The sequence below is a fragment of the Telluribacter sp. genome, from assembly GCF_035998675.1.
Classification (GTDB): Bacteria; Bacteroidota; Bacteroidia; order Cytophagales; family Spirosomataceae; genus Telluribacter.
This window is the reverse complement of record NZ_DASYHI010000020.1, coordinates 525,929-542,176: the sequence shown is the minus strand read 5'-3', so window position 1 is coordinate 542,176 and position 16,248 is coordinate 525,929. Positions and strand designations below refer to the sequence as shown.

The window sequence follows — 16,248 nt, the reverse complement described above, 5'->3', positions numbered from 1 at the left end:
TATTTTTACAAAACCGTGTATCCTATGCTCTTGTCTGCTTCCCAGGCACAAAGTACCTTGCCATTGGGCAGGGCACATAGTACCGGAAATCCACCTCCTCCTACCTCCACCGGTGGTTTGTTGGCTGAATAGACCGTCCATTTTATTCTATTATTTTCCTGCCAGGCTAGTACTGCTTTTCCGTTGGAGTAAACCAGAGAACCGTTTTTGCCGGTACCTATTTTTATCTCCTCCTGCCCCTCCACGGCCAGGTACAAGTCAGTATTTCGCCGCCACAACCCTACTACCTGGCCTTTTGGGTTAAGTGACACACTGCCTCCGTCCATGGGGCAGCCGTTGAGTTTCCAGGTTCCGTTGCCAAATTTTGCGGCTTTCCCAAATGTTTTTCCCCGGTCGGTTGAGACTACGTAATATATATCCCGGGCGCCGCCCAGCCAGTTGCGAAAAGTAATACTGAGCTTATTGTCCCGAAAAAGAATAGTGGGGCGGCAACACTCACAAACCGTCCCCTCGGGCGACTTGTACACCAATCTATTCGGGCTCCAGCCTTTTTGCTGGTTACTGTAGGTGGCGGTATGGACAGTATTCTTTTTATCCTCTCTCATATCCAGCCAAACCGCGTAAAAATTGTCTTCAGTATCGGCGGTTAAACTCATGAGTCCCTCGCCAGCCGAACCCTCCGAGTCATTGACGGTTGGTAATTTCTGCCAGTTCGGGAGGCGATGATTCAGGCAGTAGGAGTGTATGGTACCTTTTTTATCAATGGCCGTTACCATGGAAAAGGTGCGGGAAGAGGCCAGCTGGGGGCCGCAGGCCATGCCCAGGTACAGGCCCGGCAGCACCGCCACCAGCGCTGGCTTTGAAAAGGTACTTCCCTGATCTTGGGAGGTTACGCAAAAAATACTGTCTTGAAATCCATACACCATCCGGACAATACCCCGCTGGTCAACGGAAACCGAAGGCTGCCGACCGTTGGGAATTTTGGATTCAGCCAGGCCCCAGGTACCAGTACCCAGTAGGGTCAGGAGGAGGGCAAGCCGGAACGACCTGAACAATTTCATCTTAGTTTTTAAATAATTGTAATTCACATGTCAACAAAAATACCCGAATTAGCTGCCAGATTCAAAGATTTGAATTTTAACCAACAAAAATGCCCGATGATTATTCATCGGGCATTTTTGTCAGGAGGTACTATGACCCTTATTTTTTCTTCTTGCCTTTGGCAGTGGCGGTACCTGCGGCGCTGGCGGCAGTTGCGGCAGCGGCTGGTACCTTAGCCTGCATTGCTTTTATTCCGCTTTCAATCTGGGGACCCATAAAAGAGAAGGCACCTTCGTTGGAAGTTTTACCCATGGCCAACGCCTTTTGGGCCAGCGGGAGCGCTTCGGCGGTTTTACCCATTTTATTCAGGATTTGGGCTTTCAGCCACACATTCCGAAAGTTCTGCTGAAGACCAATGGCCTTGTCGGTCAGAGCCAGGGCTTTGTCCAGGTCTTTGCCGATGGCCATCATGTAGTTGGCGGCGTTCATCAGCGTGTTAGGGTCTTCCGGTTTTTCGGCTACGGCTTTGTCCAGTCCGGCCATGGTCATTTGGGTAGTGGCCAGTTCCAGCTGGACCGGTACGGTCAACGACCCCCACGACAGGTTCAGCTTCGCCGAGCTATCGGTAACATTCGTGAAGGTAATCAGGAAGGTTTCGTTAAATGAAGACGAAGTAGGGTAGGTTTTTAGGCGGGCTACGTCTTCGGCCTGCTTGTAGGCGGCAGTACCTCCCTGGTTCCAATTTTTGTTCAGGATTACCGTCCACTCACCGCTGCCAGGCATTGTAAAGAGGGCGTACTTACCGGCCGGTACCCGCGTACCACCAAACATAAATTCGGTGGAGGCTTCGAGAGTAGTAGCCATATTGGCACCTGTGCGCCACAACTGACCGTTGGGTACTATGGCTTTGGTAGTACTGTCACCAAATATAGTACGGCCCTTGGCGCTGGGCCGGGAGTAGGTTACAGTAAAATCAGTAACGCCCACCGTCTGCATGACACCGGCTGAGGTACTGGCCTGGGGAGTACGCTGGGCGAGGGAGGTACCCGCTACAGCCAGGGCAAAGGCAATTGATAAAAAATACTTTTTCATGAGTTTGCGATTTACTATTTAAATAGACCTTTATTAGGGGCGAAATTAGGAGGAAAATCCAACAATAACTACCCGCATGCAAAGAGATTGGTTACTGTCACGATTAGAGGAGTATACGCCACTGGATGAAAACGAAAGGGAAATGTGCCTTAGTACAAAAAGGTTTATCAGGACTCAGCCTGACTGCTTTGAGAGAACGCTGGCCATTGGCCACGTGACGGGTTCGGCCTGGGTGGTGTCGCCCGACCGGGCACAGGTACTCTTGATGCACCACCGGAAACTCGACAGGTGGTTTCAGCCGGGAGGCCACTGCGATGGAGACCCGCAGGTACTTGAAGTAGCCATGAAAGAAGCCACCGAAGAAACCGGACTCCGGCAGATAACACCCGTCAGCGACCAGATTTTTGACGTAGATGTCCACCTGATTCCGGCCAATTCCAAAGAAGCCGCTCACTACCACTACGACATCCGGTTCCTGCTGGAAGCCGACCCTAACCAGCCCATTGAACGCAATGCGGAGTCAAAGGAGGTACGGTGGATATCGTTGGATAAAGTAGCTGAATACAATAATTCTGAATCTATTCTGCGGATGGTGCGGAAGTTGCAGCAGATTGCTGCTCCCTAAGATGAAAGGGTATGTTTTGATGGTACATTTACTTGAGCGATGGCAGTATACATATTAAATATAGATTTGTTGAATAAAAACTGACTATGAAAAGCATTCTCTACTTCCTTATTTTAACAGTTATCTCGTTTTCTTCCTGTTCGAAGCATTATGAAAAGATAGAGCCCCGAGGATCAGCCTATTTTGTTGGTACATGGCTACTAAGTACACCCTTATACGTACAAGATGGCCGTTTCTCTACTTCAATGATTACATTGTACAGCGATGGTACTTTTGAGGCGGAAGTCAATGCGCCAGTCGTTGGGCATAAGTGGCAGGAGATGACCTGGACATACCAGAGCAAAGGGGAGGTACTACAACTTTATCGGCCCGGGAGGAATAGTTATTCTGTAATTGAAAAGAAGACAAGGGAATTTTCAGTCAGGAATAATACTTCCAACCGTGTTCTTAAATTTAAAAGAGTTTAACTTCTTAGAGGTTGCAGAAACCCGCTATAAGCACCCACTCGGTTTTACGGAGCGGAAATCATGGACAAGCCCTCCAGTAACTATTTTAGTGTACTTTAAACACGTTTACTGCTTCACAAACTTAAACGTCCGAACCTGACCTGGGGTCGTAATTCGTAGAAAGTACAGGCCTGACGGTAGCTGCTTTACCGGAATGGACGCCACGGGGCGGGTAGTTTCTTTGATTTCAAGCAGAATAGTACCCGCCACATTCAGTACCTGGTAGGTACCTGAGGGAGCCGCCGGCAAAACGTCCGAATTCAAATAAATTTCTTCCGTAACGGGGTTGGGAAACAGCGTAACGGTACTTAAAGCGCCGGGTTCGGTACCCAGTGGGGCGAATTCCTGCATTACAATATCCTCAGCCCTTTGAGCCGAAGGTACCCCGAACCCCAGGAAGTTATCGGGTCGGCTGGCCTGATGCCCTGACCTTTTAAGTACCTCACTTAGTTGCTGGGCCGACAGGAAAGGAAATTCCTGTAGGAGTAATGCCGCCAGTCCGGCTATCTGGGGAGTCGCGAAAGAGGTACCATTACCCGATGCTCCGCCCCCCTGGCCCGCATCAGTACCAATAACAGCCCCCACACCCAGGGCTGCCACGTCGGGCTTCATGATTCCGTTGGCAGTAGGGCCCACCGAGCTGAAGGGCGCGTAGGCGCGGTTGAGGTAGGTAGCCCCCACCACCAGTACCGAATCCACGTCGGCCGGAGCCGAGATGTAGCGCCAGGAGTCGTCCCCGTCGTTTCCGGCGGCATTAACCACCAATATACCCTTGCGCGCGGCAAAGCGGGCAGCCCGGGAAACTATGGTCGTGTTGCCGTTCATGCTGGCATAGGTGTAGTTGTAGGCGGGGGTATTAAATTCCCGCAGGAAGGTAGAGTACCCCAGCGAACTATTGATGATATCGGCCCCCAGGCTATCGGCCCGTTCGGCGGCCAGTAGCCAGGTAACTTCTTCGTAGGGCGACTCACTAAGGTCATTTTCAGTGCGGTAAAGCGCAAATGAAGCCCCGAAAGCGGCTCCGACGAGGGCGCCGGGCTGGTAGGCGGCAATGGTTGAAAGTACATTGAGACCGTGGTTGTCGTCCTGATACACATCGCCGTCGCGGGCCACGAAATCCTGGGTGTCCAAGACCCGTTTGGTATCAAAAAGTGGTTTTAAATAGGTAAGTTGATTGGCCCTTGAAAAACCAGAATCAAAAACAGCAATAAGTACACCTTGACCCAGTAGACCCTTTTCATGGAGAGCAGGTACCCCCAGCAGGGCCAGTTGGTCAGTCATGCGGCCGTAATCAATAATTTCGGTGGTTCCCAGCTTTTGTTCGGTTTCAGCCAGGCGGGCTATCCCGGGCGTGGTAGTACTGTTGATATTGGCCAGAGGCAGGTTGCGTTCCAGGCCCCGGAAAAACGGTAAGTTCCGGATGGCGGCCAGTTGGGTATCCGTAGCTTCCACCACGGCCCCGTTAAACCAGCGGCTGGTATAAAAAACCCGGGCTCCGCTTTGGCGCAAAGCGGTAACATAAGCAGGATTTACGGGTAAATCCTGGGTCGTGATGGCGATATTCTGCCGCTGCCGCCGCGCAATGGCCCTTCCGGACAGATACGCCTCGGGATTCTGGATGGAGAACGGAGAACCGGTTTTATCCTTAAAAAGCACCAGGTAGCGGGGGGCATTCTGGGCCAGTATATTGTCGCTTAGGAACGTGCCTAGTACCAGCAGTAGTCCGGTAAAGTATAGTTTCATGAATTGTAGTTACTGTTTAACGTTTTCCGTACGAGCTGACGGTACTTAGCTGTTTTATTCCATAATCTATTTTACCCTGACCGGCACAACCAGAAGTACTGCAATAGTAAAGATAGGTACGTTCCCGCTGCACCAGCCCGACACCCTTCGCGTACACTTCCCGTAGCCGCCGCAGAGCAATGAGTGAGGAATCATTCTGCTGGACTACAGTCACGGTACTATCAAAATTCTGCTGGCCCAGTGTAATGGGTTTAGCTACGCGGGTTGCTTCAAATAGTCGCTCCTCCTGCTGATTGTACAGGTTTCCGTTCCAGCGCTGCCGCTCACTCAGCGGAAAACTTAATTTAACCTCTGTCACACCGTTTTCCATGCGCAGGGCGCGGTCGGGGGTACGCCAGGCGGTCAGGGAAGAATCAACCTTCCATTGGCCATTGGTTTGTAACACAGCCCGCTCTATGGTATAAACGGTTTGCCCGCTGGCGTCGGTATAGGTGTCGGTGATGGTTTCCCGGCGCTGGAAGGTACGTGAAGTAGGGGGCTGGGCCAGGGCGTAGCGGGTTTCTTCAACATGGTATTGAACATACTGCCCCACCTCCAGGGGGAAGTACTCATACCCAATGGCGGGAACAGGCTGCGTTTTTGACTGGCAGGAAAGCAGCCAACCCAGCAGGAATAGCTGAAAAATAAACGGTCTTCTGCTGAACGAATAGCTCACTCCTTTTGCAATTCCTTGTTTACACCGCCAATATGCGTACATTCCAGCATTTCTGCAATGCCTTCGTGCGGTACTTTGTCTTTGGCGTAGCCGTAGGTCAGGCGGAGCGACTGCGTGTGGTTGTTATCACCCATGGCCACGTCAACATCGTCCATGCCAAATTCGCACGGATGCTCATAACCCGCCGCGTGGGAAATCTCCATAATTTCCTTCGACAAGGTCCTCATGTAATTGAAAAAACGCTCGCTTTTCAGGCTAGGGTCCAGCCCCGACTGCAGCCAGGCATTGTTGGTGGCGATACCGGTTGGACAGCGGTTGGTGTGGCAGGCCTGCGCCTGAATACAACCAATGGACAGCATCGCCGAACGGGCTATGTTGACCAGGTCAGCACCCATGGCAAAGGCCATGATAGCCTGCGCGGGTAGCCCCAGCTTACCGGCCGCGATGAAGGTAATCCGGTGGGTAAGGTTACGTTTCTGAAAAATCTTGTACACGCTACTAAACCCGTACACCAGCGGAAGTGCTACGTGGTCAGCAAAAGAGGGGGGAGCTGCGCCGGTGCCACCTTCGCCCCCGTCAATTGAAATATAATCGGGACCTTTGCCGGTCAGCACCATAATGTCGGCCAGTTCTTCCCACATTTCCAGCTTACCAACGGCCGCCTTTATTCCCACGGGCAGGCCCGTGGCTTCGGCTATCAGTTCAATAAAATCAACCATACCCCGCACATCCGAAAAAGTGTTGTGAAAAGGGGGAGAAATGATGTCTTTGCCCATGGCTACGTGCCGGATTTCGGCAATTTCGCGCGTAATCTTGCTGGCGGGCAGCAATCCACCCCGGCCGGGTTTGGCACCCTGCGACAGTTTTAGTTCTATCATCCGGACAAACGGGTTGGCCTGGGTCATCCGGACGAGCTTTTCCATGACGAAGTTACCATCGTCGTCCCGCACTCCAAAATAGGCAGTGCCCATGTTGAAAACCACGTCGGCCCCGAACTTATGGTAAGGCGAGAGTCCGCCTTCGCCCGTATTGTGGTAGTTGCCAAATTTGAGCGAACCCTTATTAAATGCTTCAATGGCATTGGCTGAGAGCGAGCCGTAGCTCATGGCGCTGACATTCACCACAGAGTGGGGACGGTAAGGCCGCCGCCGGTGATGGGACAAACCAATTACCTTAGCCGCCGGAATAGCGTATTCAAAAGGCAAAGCGGGGTCAATGCCGCGGGGGCGCCTCTGTGAGCGGGGAGAAGGAATCAAAGCGGGCTTAATGAATACGTAGCCCGCACTCATGATGTCCTGGTCGGTACCGAAGCCCTGGTAGTTATTTTCGTTTTTGGACGAAGCATACACCCAGGAGCGGTGCCGGCGGTTAAAGGGTAGTTCTTCCCGGTTATTCGCCACGATGTACTGGCGTAGCTCCGGACCAATGGTTTCAATCAGGTACCGCAGGTGTCCGATAACCGGGAAATTATGCAGAATAGTGTGTTTCTTCTGGGTTATATCCCAGATAGCAAGCATCACCAGGGGGACCAGAAAGTAGGTCCACCAGGGTAAGCCATAGATATATTCAACGTACTGGTTCATACGGGAAGATTAAGGTTATTGAAAGGAGAAATATCCGGACAGGAAAACTCTCCTGTTATTGCTACAACAACCCCAAACTTCTCACGAAGGTTGTAATTCTTCCAGTTTGGTGATGGTAGCCAGGTCCTGCCAGTAACCAGGGTACGATTTTACAACTACACCCGGCTCCTCTATAATAACAGGAGTTACCATACCCGCCGGAGCAAAGGCCATGGCCATCCGGTGGTCGTCGTAGGTATGGATAGAAGGGGTTTGGCTGGGAGGCGTTTCCTGCCTGCGCTTTACCTCGTACCGGTGGTTTGTTTCTACTTCGGTCAATTCAGCGCCCAACTTTAAGAGCTCCTGCTGCAGGGCAAAGATTCGGTCGGTTTCCTTGATCTTAAGACTTTCGACCCCCGTCAGGGAAAGAGGAATGTTTTTTACGGCGGCACAAACGGCCACGGTCTGGGCCAGGTCGGGGCAATCGGTAAAGTCCCAGGTCAGGGAAGGGGCGGCTTCGATCTTTTGTAATAGTACGCCGCGTCCGGTGAAGGTACTTTTTACGCCCAGTTGCTCCATGATTTGAACGATGGCGCTGTCACCCTGTAGGGAATTTTCTTTCAGTCCCAGTAGCTCCACTTTGGCATCAGCAGCCAGAGCGACGATACTGTACCAGTAGCTGGCACCCGACCAGTCCGACTCAATGGCGTAGGAAGTAGGTTTATAGGGTTGAGCAGGTACTTGTATCACCTTTTCATCCCAGTTAGCTTCGTACGATATGCCAAACTGAGCCATCTGCTGCAGGGTCATTTCTATGTACGGGCGGGAGCCTATTTCTCCGGTGAGGCGGAGCGTCAGGCCTTCGGGCAGGGTAGGCGCTACCATGAGCAGGGCCGATATATACTGGCTGCTCACATCGCCCCGGATGGTTACTTCCGACTGGCCGGAGTAGGTAAAGCCATTCAGTTGCAGCGGTGGGAAGCCTTCGTTCTTAATATAAGTAATATCAGCTCCCAGAGTACGCAGGGCATCTGCCAGTAGTCCGATGGGGCGCTCGCACATACGGGGCGTACCGGTCATAGTCTTCTGCTGGCCAGTAATAGCGTAGTAGGCCGTCAGGAATCGCATAGTAGTGCCGGCATCCAGTACGTCAGCGGTCGGGTCGGTGGAGTTCAGCAGGCGAAGCATGGTCTGGGTATCGCGGGCTTCCGACACATTGGTTAGCTCACTCCTAAAACCCGTAAGCGCGTTGATGATTAGCGCACGGTTACTTTCACTCTTGGAAGAGGCCAGGCGAATAACGGCCCGGATGGGTTGCTGGGGGGTATGTACCAGGATGGATTTCACTTGATCTAAAACTAAGTTCTGTAACTGAAAGGGCGACCGGCCTGTGCTTTTTTAAAGAGCCGGAAAATCGGTTGCAAGGTACATATTTTTTGGAAGGGAAGGCACAAAGATGTACCAGTAGAATGCCCAAATAAGGCGCTATTTAGCAAAAAAGGCAGTTCCCCGGCACGCAGGAAAACTGCCCGGGAGTAGGAAGAATAGTATTCCTCGTGGCGGCGGCTGACCAGCCGCCGGGCTTATTACGGTAAAAGTTAAGTAGGGAGTTAAAATGCCGAGTAATAAGAAAACCTACTTATTAATAGGTCTGGAGTACCTTGAGACGGTTCCGGTTGTTAATCCGGTAGGAAGGAAAACTTATTTTATAACATAAAATACCCGTGACAATCAGTCCGCCGCCCACGGCCAGTGCCCGGGTGTCGGTGGTGAAGCGCTGGTTGTCAATGCCCGGGTTGAAAAAGTCGGCCGCCGCGTAAACCAAACCGGCAATCGGAAACAGAAAAGCGCCTTCGGTCACCCAGGGTATGCGCTGGAATTGTTTGATCTGCTTCACCTGACCCAATGAAATAGGCTGGTAGTACATCCGTCGGGCTGTTTCATCAATGATGACTATACTAAAGGTACTATCGGTAATACTGTGAATGTTTTCACGGCGGCGTTTAAATTCGCCTTTAAGCTTAAACCGGATGTCGTCGCCGGGGAAATAGCGGTAGCGCCGGAACGCCCCGATTCGGGGCGAGGCGTCAAGTACCAGGTAGCGTTGCCCGGGTTTGGTAATGGCCCGGTTCGAGGGATTTTTTTTCAGCAGTAATTCTTCACTACTCAAGGCCCGGGCGGGATCATAGTTATCCTGGGCGGCCAGGGGCAAAGCTGCTACGAGAATAAACAATATGACGTTTACGAATTTCATGCTTGTTCCCGGGTACAGGGTTTAAGTCAACACTCCAAAAATACAACGGGGACTTTGGTGCCTTTGTTGCAGATTTTCACTTAAATCAGCTTACCTCTGCTCTTTCTTCGGCAACCGTAGCTTTAACCGACACCCCCCCCGACACAATCATTTTCATAATGTCAGCACTGGTCGCATTGAGCAGGGAGACATTGCCCACGGGTACAATAAACAATTCCCCCGAGAAGGCGTAGGAATGCGGCAGGTACACTGCAATATAGTCCTTGATGTACAGGTGGCTCAGGTCAGTCTGGGTGATAAAACCCAGTTTTTTAATGTCAGACTCGCGGTTGATGGTTACCAAAACCGGCTGGTTAAACTTTTTCTTGTCGCCCACAAAGGCCGTAATGAGATCCTTGATGGAGTAGTAGATAATACTCACAAGGGGAATTTTGCGCAGAATGCCCTCGGTAAATTTGAAAAACGACTGCGGTACTACTGTCGAGAAAAAGAAGCCCAGCAGAATAATTCCCGACAGGATAATAAGTACCCCCAAACCCGGCAGGTAAACCGATTGTGTTTCAGAAATGGGAATGTAAATAGGGAGGATACTATCCAGAAATTCCACTCCTGACCAGATAATAAGAATAGTAAAGTAGGTAGGCGCGACGAGTACCAGCCCCCGTACAAAGTAGTTTAGGATTCGTTTCAGAAAAGCATTATTGATCTCCATGGATCGGGGAGGATTGGTAAATTAGTTATTTCAGATAGTCAGGTTATGTACAATACCCAGAATTTTACCCTTGTCCGCTCATTCAGTGCAACGCTTCGTCAGGAACAGCAGGGGGTACTTGTTCAACCTGCTTTTTTGGGTCTGGGTTCCCGGAAAATCAACGAATTAGGTACCGTTTGATAAATTGTTTTGCCTGCCAGCCGCCTTACCCCATTATTGAACGGAAAACAGAACCCAGGGCCTTATTTTAGGCTGGGTTTTGTATCGTGTGCGGCTATTCGGATATTTGCGCCGTTACTGCTACAAAGGTTAGCATTTAATACATCATTCAGAAGTAGTTTTTTTATTTTTCAATCCGGATAAATACTATGTACCAGGCTGATTATTTACAGCATTTTACCGAGGAGGTTTTCAGGAAATTAGGATGTCCGGATCAGGAGGCGGCCCTGGCCGCCGAAGTACTGCTCAGCGCTGACCTGCGCGGGATTGATTCGCACGGTATAGCCCGGCTGGCTGGCTACGTCCGGCTTTACGACATAGGCCGCTTAAACCCAACGCCGGATATAAAAGTAGTACACGAAACCCCCAGTACCGCCGTAGTGGACGGGGACCGGGGACTGGGCCTGGTGGTAGCTCCCCACGCCATGCAGATTGCCATGGAAAAAGCCGATAAAGTAGGCTCAGGCTGGGTATCGGTTCGTAACTCCAACCACTTCGGCATAGCCGGGTACCACGCTATGATGGCGCTGGAAAAAGGAATGATTGGCTGGACCATGACCAACGCCGCGCCCCTGGTAGTACCTACTTTCTCCCTGGACAAAATGCTGGGTACCAATCCGGTTGCCGTAGCGGTGCCTGCCAACGAGGAACCACCCTTTGTGGCCGACTTTGCCTCTACGGCGGTGGCCTACGGAAAGTTTGAAATCCTGCAGAGGAAAGGCTTACCCGCTCCGCTGGGCTGGGCGCAGGACGCCAGCGGCGAGCCAACCACCGACTCCAACGCGGTGAAAAGTGGGGGAGGGTTGCTGCCCCTTGGCTCCGACCGGGAGCACGGCAGCCACAAGGGCTATGGTTTGGGGGCTATAGTAGATATTTTCTCCGGGGTACTTTCAGGAGCCAATTACGGTCCCTGGGTACCTCCTTTTGCCACGGCTGGCTTCATGACGGCCCAGGAAGGAGTGGGACTGGGGACAGGACACTTTTTGGGTGCTATGCGTGTTGATGGATTTCGTCCGGCCGAAGAGTTCCGGAACCACATGGATAACTGGATCAGGGCATTCCGTAAGGCCCGCGCCGTGGAGGGCAAGCAGGTACTTATCCCGGGCGATCCCGAGCGCGAAACCGAAGCTATTCGCCGTCGGGAAGGAGTAAGCCTGCTCCCGCCCGTTGTACAGTCACTGAGTGAACTGGCCCAGCGCTTTGGACTGGATTTTGAGATGAAATAGCGGGTTTGCCTTTTTTTTCGTTAATGCAGTTACAGTACCACCGTGGGGAAATGAACGACCTGGCTTCGTTCTCACTTTCGAAGTAAAGACAGTTAACAAACAACTATGTCACGCAACATTAAAATTGGAATTTTTATTGGGTTAGCGATAATGGTAACCTCATTCACGTTTTATTTCTGGCAAATATTCAAAACGCCTAACCTCCGGGTAAATAAGGAAGGAAGCTTTGCGCTCCTGATCCCCGAAAATGCCACCTACGAAACGGTACTTGACTCGTTGAGAAAACATGAGGTAGTAAACGATCAGGTATCATTTCGGTTTGTGGCCAAACTCCTCGACTACCCCGAAAATGTTAAGCCGGGCCGCTATGTTATCAAGTACAAGACTACCAATTACGCCGCTATTAAAAAACTAAAAGCGGGCGACCAGGACCCCATACGTCTTACCTTTAATAATATTCGCCTTAAGGATGACCTGATTGCCCGCATTGGCCCCCGGTTCGCGTTTGGTGAGGAGAAACTGCGGGAGGCGCTGAATAATCCGGAGGTAAGCCAGAAATACGGTTTTGACTCAACAACGGTTATGGCGATGTTCCTGCCCAATACCTACGAGATTTACTGGAATGTTTCAACGGAAAAATTCCTGGACCGGATGCATAGCGAATACGGGAAGTTCTGGAACGATGAACGTAAAGCCAAGGCGAAGGCCATGAATTTTTCTCCGGCACAGGTTTCGGTGCTGGCTTCTATTGTAGAAGCTGAAACCAAAAAAGAAGACGAAAAGCCACGGGTAGCGGGGGTGTACCTCAACCGACTGGAAAACGGTATGCCTTTACAGGCCGATCCTACCATTGTGTTTGCCTGGCGGGATTTCGGTATCCGGCGGGTGCTCAACTACCATACCGAAATTAAGTCTCCCTACAATACCTACCGGAACACCGGCTTACCCCCCGGACCAATCAATTTGCCGGCTCCGTCTTCCATTGATGCCGTGCTTAACCACGAGGACCATGATTACGTCTATTTTTGTGCAAAAGACGATTTCTCCGGCTACCACGCCTTTGCTGAAAACTACCAGGAGCACCTGAAAAATGCCCGCCAATACCAGCAGGCGCTTAACCAACGGAATATTAAACAATAACCTGCAAGTGGCCCCAATCGGGGCCACTTGTTTTAACTACTCCTTCATGTTTACTTACGAAGTGACCGGAATCCGGGTGCGCTACGCCGACACGGATCAGATGGGCTACGTGTACTACGGCAACTACGCGCGCTATTACGAAATTGGGCGGGTAGAGGCGCTGCGTAGTCTGGATTTTCACTACAAAGCCATGGAAGATTCGGGAGTTATGATGCCGGTTTATGAGAATCGCTCCCGCTATTTGCAGCCAGGCCGCTACGACGACCTGCTGACCATAAAAGTGTCCATCCGTAAACTTCCCACGGCGCGGGTAGTTTTTGACTATGAATTATGGAATCAGGATGGTATATTGCTGAATGTCGGAGAAACAACTCTGGTTTTCCAGCGTCGGGATACGGGTCGCCTGTGTACCGCACCTCCGGCCCTGATTGATAAACTACTGCCTTTTTATCAGGATAAAAACTAACGCACAAAATGCTGCAGAAACTATTGGAGAATCGCTATTTCATGCGAGTAGGACAATGGTTGCGGGGTACAATGTTGTTCCGGGGGACGGTCTCTTTGTACGATATTCTGGTAAATCTTACGGAAAAAATCCTCGTCCATGACATTGATCAAAGGGCAACTGCGGTGGCTTTCAGCCTGACGCTGGCCTCTTTTCCGGCGATAATATTTTTGTTTACCCTAATTCCCTACATACCCATTGAAGACCTGGATGTTCAGATCATGTCTTTTATGCGGGAGGTTATGCCCGTGGGTATTTACGCCGAAGCCAACCAAACAATACAGGACATTGTAAGCCGCCCGCGCAAGGGAGTTCTTTCGGTCGGTTTCCTGCTAACGGTTGTCACGGCCACTAACGGAATGGTGTCGTTGATGAGGGCCTTTAATATGGTATACCGCGACGTGGAAAACCGGAGCTTCCTTAAAACCCGGGGCATTGCGGTCATGCTAACCATATTACTGGCTATAGTACTGTTTCTGGCGGTGGTACTGCTAGTCGTTGGTGACCGGGTTATGGCCGTAGTAGCCGATTGGAATATTTTCCGTGATGCGGGTATCATTGCGCTGGTCAACATTACCAGGTACCTGATTACGTTTGCCACGCTTACACTGGCGGTTTCCCTTATTTACCGTTTTGCCCCCAACCGCTCCGTCCGGATGTCCTTCTTTAACATTGGCTCAGTGGTGGCCTCCGCGCTGATAGTACTGGCAACCTGGGCCTTCTCTTTTTATTTGTCCAATTTCGGTTCTTACAATAAGCTTTACGGATCAATCGGTACCATGATCGCCCTCATGATCTGGATCTATCTTATTGCGTTACTCCTCATTTTTGGGTTTGAGATAAACGCCAGCATAATTCTGGCTCGTCGTAACCGGGCCACGGCCAAACAATAAATGCCAGACCCACCTTTGGCCTGGCATTTTATGTATTACCCTAACCCATAAAAACAGATGTTCGGGGATTCCGTACCACATCAATTTGTAGCCTCTGTAGCCATTACTGTGCCAAAAAATAGTTGTACCTACAATGTACTTAGTTAGTGCTTTGTATTTCAGCGGATTAGAGGTGCAAAAGTTCTTAATAAGGGCACAGGAGGCAGGAGGGGCTTTACCGTACACTCAATTTTTTATGTTTTTTAAAACAATACTTGTAAATAGTACAAAATTTGTTGTATGCTCTGGAAATCAACACACTTAAATCCGTAAAAATATGGCAAGATATACCCCCGTATCTGTTATTTGTACTGTTTATAATCACCAGCCCTACGTAGTGGCTGCCTTAAGGTCAGTATTAAACCAAACCTACCCCAATATTGAACTTATAGTTATTGACAATGCCAGTACTGACGGCTCGGTTTCCGCCATTGAAGATTTGCTGAATATTTACCCTTCCGTTAAATTCATCCGGAACGATACAAACAAAGGCCTGTGCGTGGCCTTCAACCAGGGACTTAAACTTGCCACCGGAAAATATATCGTTGATTTTTCTGCCGATGATCTCATGCTGCCCAACCGGATCAAGCGGCAGGTAGAGGCCTTTGAAATGCTATCGTACGAGTACGGGGTGATTTTTTCCAATGCCCGCTACACCGATGCCAACGACCGCCTGCTGCACTACCACTACCAGGTTGACGAAGAAGAAAAAACCGAAGTACCAGTGCCTTCCGGCGATGTATACAAAGAGATTCTAAAGAAGTACTTTATATGTACCCCCACCATGATGATGCGCCGGAGTGTGCTGGAAGAACTGGGCGGGTACGACGAAACGCTCAGCTACGAAGATTTTGATTTCTGGGTGCGCTCCTCAGTCAAGTACAAGTACTTCTACCAGGATGAAGTACTTACCCTGAAACGGGTCGTAGCCGATTCGCTTTCGACCTATGTGTATAAAAAGGACAGCGGTATACTGGAGTCAACCTATGCCGTTTGTAACAAAGCTTACGACCTGAACCGGACCCAGGAAGAGTTTGATATACTGGCCCGGCGGATCCGGACCTTCATCCGGAAGTGTTTTTACGCGCAGGAGTTCGAACTGGCCATGCGTTACCGTAAGCTACTTAATTACATTGAAGACCCCGATTTGCTGACCGAGGCCATCGTAATTTTGTGCCGGTTGCGCCTCCCGGTGACCGGACTCTACCGACTTTACCTGACTTATTTTCAAAAATCTGAATTTCGTTCAAAGCAAATAGTCCCTAGCTTTGTTATATCAGAAACCTGATATAACCTATGGCAGCCGAACTAATTCGACTATATCCGGAAAATCCTGAAGAAAAAAAGATTCGTCAAGTAGCAGAATGCCTCCGCGGAGGTGGCCTGGTGATTTACCCAACCGATACTATCTATGGTCTGGGGTGTGATATCCACAATACAAAGGCTGTTGAGAAAGTTTCACGGATCAAAGGCATTAAGCCCGAGAAAAATGACTTTTCGTTTATCTGCTACGATTTAAGTCACATAGCTGACTACGCCCGGGTGAGTAACGCTGGTTTTAAGCTGATGAAAAAAGCCTTACCCGGCCCGTTTACGTTTATTCTGGAAGCCAGCAACCGGGTACCCCGCCTTTTAAATACCAACAAGAAAACCGTCGGCATCCGGGTTCCGGACAACAACATACCCCGTCAGATCGTCCGTGAACTCGGTAACCCCATTATTACTACATCCATTCGGGACGAAGACGAGGTCATTGAATACTCTACCGATCCGGAATTAATCTACGAAAAATTCCAGGCCTTGGTCGATATAGTCATTGATGGCGGATACGGGGGAAACGTCCCTTCTACGATCATTGATGCCACTTCGGATAACTTTGAGATAGTGCGGGAAGGCCTGGGGCAAATCGAATTGTAGCCATAAAGTACAACCCGGAAATTGTAACTTATTGGGGCAATATTTTTACCTCTTGCCTT

16 protein-coding genes are annotated in these 16,248 nt (G+C 50.4%); 8 read left to right on the top strand and 8 right to left on the bottom strand.

The annotated features are described in order from the left end of the window. Window positions 1-5 precede the first annotated feature (5 nt). A complete protein-coding gene (locus tag VGN67_RS16415) occupies window positions 6-1,061 on the bottom strand; it encodes an exo-alpha-sialidase (RefSeq protein ID WP_327487937.1) in 1,056 nt (351 codons plus the stop codon). Between the two features lie 139 nt (window positions 1,062-1,200). Then, complete coding sequence (locus VGN67_RS16410) at window positions 1,201-2,133, bottom strand: DUF2911 domain-containing protein (protein WP_327487936.1); 933 nt, start codon at window positions 2,131-2,133, stop codon at window positions 1,201-1,203. A 76-nt stretch (window positions 2,134-2,209) separates the two neighbouring features. Between VGN67_RS16410 and VGN67_RS16405 the strand changes: the two genes are divergently transcribed. Next, on the top strand, window positions 2,210-2,758 hold the full coding sequence (locus tag VGN67_RS16405) for an NUDIX hydrolase (protein ID WP_327487935.1): 549 nt from the start codon (window positions 2,210-2,212) through the stop codon (window positions 2,756-2,758). A 572-nt stretch (window positions 2,759-3,330) separates the two neighbouring features. Here the strand turns inward: VGN67_RS16405 and VGN67_RS16400 are convergent. The 6 genes from VGN67_RS16400 to VGN67_RS16375 form a co-directional block, all read right to left on the bottom strand. Further along, window positions 3,331-5,007 (bottom strand): S8 family peptidase, encoded by a 1,677-nt coding sequence (locus VGN67_RS16400; protein ID WP_327487934.1) that lies wholly within the window; start codon window positions 5,005-5,007, stop codon window positions 3,331-3,333. Between the two features lie 16 nt (window positions 5,008-5,023). Continuing rightward, window positions 5,024-5,722 carry a hypothetical protein gene (locus VGN67_RS16395; RefSeq protein WP_327487933.1) on the bottom strand — a complete coding sequence of 233 codons (699 nt, stop codon included), beginning with the start codon at window positions 5,720-5,722 and terminating at the stop codon, window positions 5,024-5,026. Then, window positions 5,719-7,305: an FMN-binding glutamate synthase family protein gene (locus VGN67_RS16390; protein ID WP_327487932.1), complete on the bottom strand. Its 1,587-nt coding sequence runs from the start codon at window positions 7,303-7,305 to the stop codon at window positions 5,719-5,721. The genes VGN67_RS16395 and VGN67_RS16390 overlap by 4 nt, the downstream gene beginning before the upstream one ends. Window positions 7,306-7,386: 81 nt before the next feature. Continuing rightward, entirely contained in the window at window positions 7,387-8,631 is a 1,245-nt protein-coding gene (locus VGN67_RS16385) for a 3-phosphoshikimate 1-carboxyvinyltransferase (RefSeq protein ID WP_327487931.1), read from the bottom strand. A 295-nt stretch (window positions 8,632-8,926) separates the two neighbouring features. Continuing rightward, window positions 8,927-9,538 carry a hypothetical protein gene (locus VGN67_RS16380; protein ID WP_327487930.1) on the bottom strand — a complete coding sequence of 204 codons (612 nt, stop codon included), beginning with the start codon at window positions 9,536-9,538 and terminating at the stop codon, window positions 8,927-8,929. 85 nt (window positions 9,539-9,623) lie between these two features. Continuing rightward, window positions 9,624-10,250, bottom strand: coding sequence for a DUF502 domain-containing protein (locus tag VGN67_RS16375; protein WP_327487929.1), 627 nt, complete (start codon window positions 10,248-10,250; stop codon window positions 9,624-9,626). A 45-nt stretch (window positions 10,251-10,295) separates the two neighbouring features. On the opposite strand from VGN67_RS16375, the gene VGN67_RS16370 reads away from it, so the two are divergent. From VGN67_RS16370 to VGN67_RS16340, 7 genes are all read left to right on the top strand, one after another. Next, entirely contained in the window at window positions 10,296-10,430 is a 135-nt protein-coding gene (locus tag VGN67_RS16370) for a hypothetical protein (RefSeq protein WP_327487928.1), read from the top strand. 188 nt (window positions 10,431-10,618) lie between these two features. Next, the gene (locus VGN67_RS16365; RefSeq protein ID WP_327487927.1) at window positions 10,619-11,695 is read left to right on the top strand and encodes an Ldh family oxidoreductase; all 1,077 of its coding nucleotides are present in this window, start codon (window positions 10,619-10,621) and stop codon (window positions 11,693-11,695) included. Between the two features lie 105 nt (window positions 11,696-11,800). Beyond that, complete coding sequence (gene mltG / locus VGN67_RS16360) at window positions 11,801-12,835, top strand: endolytic transglycosylase MltG (RefSeq protein WP_327487926.1); 1,035 nt, start codon at window positions 11,801-11,803, stop codon at window positions 12,833-12,835. Window positions 12,836-12,881: 46 nt separating this feature from the next. Then, on the top strand, window positions 12,882-13,301 hold the full coding sequence (locus VGN67_RS16355) for a thioesterase family protein (RefSeq protein WP_327487925.1): 420 nt from the start codon (window positions 12,882-12,884) through the stop codon (window positions 13,299-13,301). An 8-nt stretch (window positions 13,302-13,309) separates the two neighbouring features. Then, window positions 13,310-14,233, top strand: a complete 924-nt coding sequence (locus VGN67_RS16350) for a YihY/virulence factor BrkB family protein (RefSeq protein ID WP_327487924.1) — start codon at window positions 13,310-13,312, stop codon at window positions 14,231-14,233. A 316-nt stretch (window positions 14,234-14,549) separates the two neighbouring features. Next, window positions 14,550-15,560, top strand: a complete 1,011-nt coding sequence (locus tag VGN67_RS16345) for a glycosyltransferase (protein WP_327487923.1) — start codon at window positions 14,550-14,552, stop codon at window positions 15,558-15,560. A gap of 8 nt (window positions 15,561-15,568) precedes the next feature. Beyond that, a complete protein-coding gene (locus tag VGN67_RS16340; protein ID WP_327487922.1) occupies window positions 15,569-16,189 on the top strand; it encodes an L-threonylcarbamoyladenylate synthase in 621 nt (206 codons plus the stop codon). Window positions 16,190-16,248: the final 59 nt, after the last annotated feature.